The sequence below is a fragment of the Stenotrophomonas tumulicola genome (assembly GCF_014117215.1).
GTDB lineage: Bacteria > Pseudomonadota > Gammaproteobacteria > Xanthomonadales > Xanthomonadaceae > Stenotrophomonas > Stenotrophomonas tumulicola.
Window position 1 is genome coordinate 109,668 of the sequence record NZ_JACGXS010000011.1, and the last position, 7,559, is coordinate 117,226.

The window sequence follows — 7,559 nt, forward strand, 5'->3', positions numbered from 1 at the left end:
GTTCAGCCGCGCGGATACAGGGGGGGCAGGTCAGTCTGCGCGATTTTTGCCTGTGCCGACCAGTGCGGTCCGTCACGGAAGGCCTCCCTCACCTGTCGGCGGACGGCAGGCAGCTCGCCCTCGCCTGCCCAGCGTGCCCTCTGCAGCGCCAGCAGCGCCTCACGCTGGCGCGCGTCGTCCAGCCTGGTGACGACCTGTTCCAATCGCGATACGCCCGCCATCGCGCATAGCAGCGTGGTCACCTCGGCCAGGCCGTCGGTGTCCAGCGCACGCCGCAGCTCCGCCGTGCCTGGCCGCGCTGCGGCAGGGTCTGTGGCGCCGGGCGCCGTCGCATCTGCCGGCCTGCCACGTCCGCGTCGCCAGCCCCACCACAGGGTCAGCAGCCACAACAGCAGCAGGCCAACGACCAATGCGGTCCACGGCCACGTCCGCACGGAAGAACCGTCCTGCGGAAGCGGGAGGGCGATCGTGGCGCCATCGCCGTCGCTGCCAGGCAACGCGGCGTCGGTCTGCAGCGCCTGCACCGGCGGCGCGGCGCCCGGACTGCCGCCCCTTGCCGCAGCCACGGCCAGGCTGAGATCCGGCAGGCGACTGCTGCGTACCTGCCCGCTGCCCACGTCCCACCAGCGCATCTGGATACCGGCAACCTGCAGCGTGCCTGCCGCGCGCGGCACGATGGAATAGCGCCGGGTGATCTTCAAGCGGGGAGATCCACCACTGAAGGTTTCGTCGTACTGCGCCGGCTCTGCGAACACCTGCGCCTCGCTGCCCAGGTCGGGAACCGGAAGCTCGGTGAACTGTGCACGGGTGGCTCCCATGGCAATCGCTTCCACTTCCAGCGTCGCGGCTTCGCCACTGCGCGCGCGCTCGGGAGCCAGCGTGTAGCGCAGGCGCAGGTCATGCAGGGGCAGCCATGGCTGCGGTGCGTTGGCTGGCTGCGCCTGCACCTGCAGTACCTGCTCGGCTGCGGCGGCGCGCATGCGGCCATCGCCTCCACCACCGAAGAAGTCCTCGAAGAAGCTGCCGGCAGTGCGACCATCGAAACGCGCACCCGGCAGCCGCAGGGGGCCGCTGCGTTCGGGAATCAACAGGTAACGGCGCTCGGCGACATTGTAACGGCGGCCATTGATCTCACGGACGTCGGTGCGGTCCTGCCCGACCACCTGCAGCGAAGCCCCTTCCGGCGTATCCAGCACCAGCGTGCCAGAGGCCAGCTGCGCGGCGTAGAACAGCCGCACCACGATACCCACGCTCTGCTGCACGTAGGGGCTGTCATCATCCACCTCGGTTTCGATGAAGGCTGCTGCGCTGCCATCGTTGCGGGCCGGCGTGGCTGCACTGACCTGCAGTTGCAGTGCGGGGGTGCGCGCCGTGCCCAGTTGCAGGGGGGGCACGACCAGGGTCCCGCTACGCCGTGGCGACAATGCGATGCCATGCAGGGTGCGCGCCTGCATGCGGCCATTGCTCCATTCCACCTGGCGGCTGCGGGTCTGGCCGCTGAGCACGAAATCCGCGCGCAGCGGGGCGAAATCAGGCGCGGCATCGCTGTCGGTCTGGATGTTCAGGGTGACCGTGCCGCCCATGTCCACCTGTGCACGATCCAGCCAAGCGCGGGTCTGTGCAAGCAACGGCGATGGCAGGCACAACAGCAGTGCGCAGAACCACGGCAGCAGCCCTGCAATGAATGAGGGTGAGGCGCGGCGTGTCATCTTCCTTCCCGTTTCCTGCGTTGGTTTTCCAGTTGGAACTTGGCGCGCAGCAGGTCGCCGGGCTCGTCAGGGACGCGACGCATCCACGCCTCGACTGCCTGTTGCTGCTCACGCTGCTGCGGCGTGCGGCCATCACTGCGCTGCGCCGGCAGTCCGTCCGACCCGGCCCCCTCTTCCTGCATGGCCTGCTGCATGCGTTGGCGCTGCTCGGCATCGGCACGTGCCTGTGCCTGTGGGTCCGCAGGGGGCTTCGACGGTGGCTGGCCCTTCTGGTCGCCCTGGTCGCCCTGGTCGCCCTGCTGGTCCTGCGAAGGCGGCGGCGCAGCGTGGGAGGAAGATGGCTGCGATTGCTGTTGCGCAGGCGGCTGTCCCTGTCCGGCCGGCGACTGTCCGTCCCCATCCTGCGAAGGCGGGGCCTGGCCATCGTTCGGTGCCGGCGGTGGCTTGCGCTTGCGTGCGGCGTCCACCACGGCCCGATTGGCAACCGCATCCGGCATGCCCGGGCGTTGGCCCAATGCATGGTCATAGGCCTGGATCGCACCGTCCAGATCGCCCTGGCGCGCACGCGCATTGGCCAGGTTGTACCAGCCTTCAGCGCTGTCCACGCCCTCGAACGCACTGGCCGCGGCAGCGAAATCACCCGCGTGGTATGCCTGCACGCCCTGTTCCAGGCGCTGTTGTCTACGCTGGTCCGCGCGCAGCCAGGGCGTGCCTGCATCCGTCCCGGCATCCGCAGGCGGGTTGGGGCTGGCCTGCACCTGCACCGGCTGCAGCGCGGCCATGCCAACCACCAGCAGCGCCGAAAGCACCACGGCACGACGACGGAAAGCGAGCAGCGCCAGCAGCATCAACGGTGGCACCAGCCAGTAACCCTGGTCCAGCCAATGACGAACGCCATCGCGTACCTGCGCACCGGCCGACGCATCGGCACCATGCAGGTCCAGCGCATGCAGGTCACTGACATCACTGGCCAGCCGCCGGTAGCGTCCACCGCCGGCTGATGCCAACCGTCGCAGGCTGGCTTCATCCAGCGCGGCGTTGCCGATCTGCCCACGCCCATCGCGATACGCGGCCCCGGCCGGGGTTCCCAACCCCAGCACGGATACCCGCACGCCCTGTCCCCGCGCCTGGCCAGCCGCTTCGATCGCCGCTGCGTCGGCGTGATCGGTGAGCAGCAGGATCGCACCACCCCGCATGCCACTGCGCTGCAGCAGCTGCGTCGCCCAGTCCAGCGCGCGGTCGGTGCGCTGGCCATCGGACGGCATCACCTGCGGCGCCAGGGCATCCAGGTACAGCGCGACGTTGGCCATGTCATCGGTCAACGGCGCCACGGTATACGCATCGTCGGCATACACCACCAGCGCCAGCTGTCCGCCTTCGCGTTGCTGCAGCAGGCTGGCCAGCTTGGCGCGTGCCTGCAGCAGCCGCGACGGCGGCAGGTCGGTGGCGGTGATGCGCGTGGACAGGTCCAGCACCACCACCAGTGGCGACTGCGGCTGCTGCAGGGGCTGCGCCTGCTGCGTCCAGCCGGGTCCAGCCAACGCCAGCACGGCCAACGCCCAACCCACCCACACTGCCCAGGGCCAGCGCCGCGCACCCTGCGTGCCGGTCACCAGCAGGTGCGGCAGCAGGTGCGCATCGACCGCCTGCTGCCAGCGCCGCGCGTCACGGCCGCGGCGCCACGCCCACCATGCGATCACCGGCAGCGCCAGCAGTGCCCACAACAGCTCTGGCCGCGCCCAGTGCAACGTGGGAATGAAGCCGACGCTCATCGTTGCCGTCCCCGCCACAGCCATGCCAGCGCGCCCAGCAACATCGCCAGCGCCAACGGCCGGTAATAGATTTCTTCGCGTGGGCGCAGCGCGGGGCCTTCCGCATCTACCGGCTCCAGGCGGTCCAGCTCTGCATAGATGCCGGCCAGTTCACGGGTGTCGCGGGCGCGGAAGAAACGCCCCCCGGTGGATTCGGCGATCTTCCGCAAGGTGGCTTCATCAACGGGATCCTGCGCCTGGCCCAGGTCGATGCCGAACAGCTTCATTCCGCCATCGCCACCAAACGCCACGGTGTAGATGCGCACCTGCTCGGTGGCGGCCAGCTCTGCCGCGCGCAGCGGCGCCAGTACGCCCGCATTGCTGACCCCGTCAGTGAGCAGGATCAGTACACGCTGCCCTTGCGGCTGCCCACGCAATCGCTTCACTGCCAGTGCGATGGCATCGCCGATGGCGGTTTCGCGACCGGCCAGGCCGACCACGGCATCACCCAGCTGTTCGCGTACGCTGGCCAAGTCGGCGGTGATGGGCGTCAGTGAGTAGGCACGGTCACCGAACACCAGCAGCCCAACGCGGTCACCGGCACGGCGGTCCAGGAAGTCGGCCAGCACGGCCTTGGCGGCAGTCAGGCGTTCGACCACCTGGTCGCCGAGCACCATGTCCGGCTCGCCCATGCTGCCGGAAACATCCATCGCCAGCATCAACTGGCGCGCCTGGGTTGGCGGGCTGACCGCCTCACCCAGCAGTTGCGGTCGCGCTACCGCCACGCACAGGCAACACCAAGCCAGCCACAACAGCACCCGGTGCAACCGCGCACCGCCGGCATCGGCTTCGCCAGCGATGTCCTGCAGCAGTTGGGCCGGCCATGGAACACGCAATGCAGCGTCCGCTGCAGCCGCGCGCTGCGGCCACCACCGCATCAGCCACGGCAACGGCAACGCCAGCAGTGCCCACGGCCACGCAAGCAACAGGTCCGGCCACGGCCAAGCGGGAAGGATCATCACCCACGCTCCTGCAGCAATGCCAGATAGCGCTTGGCCGCCCAGCGTTCCAACGCAGCCAGTTGCCCGGTATCGATGCGCGGCTGGTAGGCGCCCTCATGCAGCAAGGCACGCTGCGCCGGCGCCAGCTCTCCCTTCGGGTCCAGTGCCTGCAGCCACGCGTCACCCTGCAGCAGTTCGCTGCCCGGCCGCTGTTGGCGTGCGGCGCGCCGCAACAGGATCACCAATGCCGCCAGCCGCGCTGGGCCATCGCCCGCCGCCTGCAGGTCGGCATCGAACCGGCGCAGCCAGGCGCGCTGCCGGCGCCGGCGGCGCCACTGCAACCACAGTGGCACGGCAAGCAGCAGCAACAACCCGGCGGCCAGCAGCCACCAGCCCGGCGCCGGTGGCCACAGGCCGGGTGCCGGCGGCAGATGCACGTCACGCAGCGGCAGCGCCGCGCTCATGTCGGCACCTGCGGCAGGTCCGGTGCCAACCATCCTGCGCTTGGCGCATCGGTGGCGATCACGTGCACTGCCACGCGGCGCGCCGCCAGCAGCCGCTGCAACTGGTCCAAAGGCTGCACGAACCGGTCCTGCCACTGCTCGCGGACCTGTGCGTTGCGCAGGTCCAGGCGCACACGCTGTTGGCCGGCAATGAAATCCAGGGTGTCAGAAGGCGGCTGCAGTTCCAGCGGATCCACCATCAACAGCAGGTCGATCTCATGGTGCTGGGCCAACCCGGCCCATCGTGCGGCCGGGATCGCCTGCGCACGTTGCGGGTCGGCCAGTACCAGCATGCGCGCACCAGGCCGCAGCACCCGCGCCGCCTGCTGCAACGCATGTTCCAGCCCGGCATCTTCTTCGGGCGGGTGCGCGTACCAGCGCGTCAACGCATCCAGCACGCGCAACACACCACGTGTTCCGCTCGCTGGAGGAATGGGTGCCTCCACCACGCTGCCGCGCAGTGCGGCCAGGCGGTCGCCACGCCGCTGCGCCGACCACGCCGCAACGGCGCCGACGCGTGCCGCCTGCACGGACTTGAAGCGGGTGCGGGTACCGAAGTACAGCGCCGGGTCGGTATCGGCAACGATCAGGCTGACCCGTTCGCGCTCGGCCTGGAACAGTTTGGTATGCGCGCGCCCGCTGCGCGCAGTGACCCGCCAGTCGATGTGGCGTGCGTCGTCGCCGGCAACGTACTCGCGCGACTCGGCATACTCCATGCCGCGTCCACGCAGCGCCGACGGCGCTTGCCCGGCATGGCCGACACGCCCCCGTCGTGGTGCGGGCGGACGCACGGCACTGCCGCGCAGCGCGACCAGCTCGGCCAGGCTTGGCACCAGGCCATCACCGTGCACGGCCTGGGAAGGATCAGTGGCCTGCATGATGCTCAGGGCGCCGGGACGCGGGCCAGCAGTTCCTGCACCAGCCGCTCACCGTCCCAACCTTCGGCCACGGCCTCGTAGCTGGGCAGCACGCGGTGGCGCAGCACATCGCCAGCCACTGCTCGGACATCATCGGGGGTGACGAAATCGCGCCCCGCCAACCAGGCCCGCGCCCGCGCGCAACGTTCCAGGGCGATCGAGCCACGCGGGCTTGCGCCCCACGCGATGCGTCGCGCCAGCGCTGCGTCGTAGCGCGCCGGTTCGCGCGAGGCCAGCACCAGTTCGACCAGGTAGCGCTCCAGGGTCGGCGCGAGGTGCAGGTCGAGTACCGCCCGACGTGCTTCGTAAACGTCCTGCAGCGGCATGCGCCGGGGCGGCGCCGGGGCAGCATCCAGCGCGCCGCGCGCACGTTCACGCGCCAGCCGCAGGATCTCGGTTTCCGCGCCCTCGTCCGGATAGCCGATGCGCACGTACATCAGGAAGCGGTCCAGCTGCGCTTCCGGCAGCGGGAAGGTTCCTTCCTGTTCGATCGGGTTCTGCGTGGCCATGACCAGGAACAGCGGCGGCAGCGGATAGGTATGGCGGCCCACGGTGACCTGGCGCTCGCCCATCGCTTCCAGCAGTGCGGACTGCACCTTGGCCGGGGCACGGTTGATTTCGTCGGCCAGCAGGATGGGATGGAAGATCGGCCCGGGGACGAACTCGAAGCGGCCTTCCTGCGGACGCCAGATTTCGGTGCCGGTGAGGTCGGCCGGCAGCAGGTCAGGGGTGAACTGCACGCGCGAGAAATCGGCATCCATGCGGCTGGCCAGCGCGCGGATGGCGGTGGTCTTGGCCAGCCCGGGCGCGCCTTCCACCAGCAGATGGCCATCGGCGAGCAAGGCGATCAGCAACCGTTCGACCAGATCGGCCTGGCCGACGATTTCGCTGGAAAGCGCCATGCGCAGGGCTTGGAAGTCATCATGCAACCGCGAAGCAAGGCGGCCAGCGGTGGCATCGGCGGTGGAGACGGCAGGGATCTGATTCATCGCACTTGGACCAGCACCGGTGAATTCCGGTTCCCCATCATCGCAGGCGCGTGCGCCGAGGGGATCAAAAATGCATGAACGAAGCCGGTCGAACGGGTGGAACCCCCTCGCGGCTGGTGGGCTTTCGAGCTGTATCTGGGGTTGCCCGGGCGGGTGGGATATGCGGGGCACGCGTAAATACATCCATGTAGCTCTTCGCGGCTCCTGCCGCTCAAGGCCCCGCATACCCCACCCGCCCGGCCCTCGGACAGTTTCCGGTGGCCGCCAGCCGCGTTGAAAAAAATGGTAGAGCGGGGCCATGCCCCGCTGCCGTTGGCGCGATGCCGGAAACAAGGGCAGCGGGGCATGGCCCCGCTCTACCCATCACCCCGTTCCGCCGGGCATGGCCCGGCGCTACCCGACGCCGCATGGACCTGTCGAAGATGAGGCCGGGCGGCTTGGCGCGAAACAAAGAAAAATCGGTAGAGCGGGGCCATGCCCTGCTGCCGTTCGCGCGATGCCGGAAACAAGGGCAGCGGGGCATGGCCCCGCTCTACCCATCACCCATTACCCCGTTCCGCCGGGCATTGCCCGGCGCTACCCGACGCCGCATGGACCTGTCGAAGGTGGGGCGGGGTGGGTTGGCGGGACCTTGTGAGGCAGGAGCCGAACAGGAGCCCCCATGGATGGGTTCACGGCGTGTCCCGCCA

At 69.5% G+C, this 7,559-nt stretch carries 6 protein-coding genes; all 6 read right to left on the bottom strand.

Features of this window, described 5'->3' with window-relative positions; translation table 11 throughout:
• Positions 1 to 2: 2 nt before the first annotated feature.
• From H4O11_RS16645 to H4O11_RS16670, 6 genes are read right to left on the bottom strand one after another with little or no spacing between them, the layout of a single operon-like run.
• Positions 3 to 1,709: a BatD family protein gene (locus tag H4O11_RS16645; RefSeq protein ID WP_182340972.1), complete on the bottom strand. Its 1,707-nt coding sequence runs from the start codon at positions 1,707 to 1,709 to the stop codon at positions 3 to 5.
• Positions 1,706 to 3,505 carry a VWA domain-containing protein gene (locus H4O11_RS16650; RefSeq protein ID WP_425506080.1) on the bottom strand — a complete coding sequence of 600 codons (1,800 nt, stop codon included), beginning with the start codon at positions 3,503 to 3,505 and terminating at the stop codon, positions 1,706 to 1,708. The genes H4O11_RS16645 and H4O11_RS16650 overlap by 4 nt, the downstream gene beginning before the upstream one ends.
• On the bottom strand, positions 3,478 to 4,479 hold the full coding sequence (locus H4O11_RS16655; protein WP_182340978.1) for a vWA domain-containing protein: 1,002 nt from the start codon (positions 4,477 to 4,479) through the stop codon (positions 3,478 to 3,480). Before H4O11_RS16655 ends, H4O11_RS16650 begins: the two co-directional genes overlap by 28 nt.
• Positions 4,479 to 4,925, bottom strand: a complete 447-nt coding sequence (locus H4O11_RS16660) for a DUF4381 family protein (protein WP_182340981.1) — start codon at positions 4,923 to 4,925, stop codon at positions 4,479 to 4,481. The genes H4O11_RS16655 and H4O11_RS16660 overlap by 1 nt, the downstream gene beginning before the upstream one ends.
• Positions 4,922 to 5,842 carry a DUF58 domain-containing protein gene (locus H4O11_RS16665; RefSeq protein WP_182340983.1) on the bottom strand — a complete coding sequence of 307 codons (921 nt, stop codon included), beginning with the start codon at positions 5,840 to 5,842 and terminating at the stop codon, positions 4,922 to 4,924. Before H4O11_RS16665 ends, H4O11_RS16660 begins: the two co-directional genes overlap by 4 nt.
• 5 nt (positions 5,843 to 5,847) lie before the next feature.
• Positions 5,848 to 6,870, bottom strand: coding sequence for an AAA family ATPase (locus H4O11_RS16670; RefSeq protein ID WP_182340986.1), 1,023 nt, complete (start codon positions 6,868 to 6,870; stop codon positions 5,848 to 5,850).
• Positions 6,871 to 7,559 lie beyond the last annotated feature (689 nt).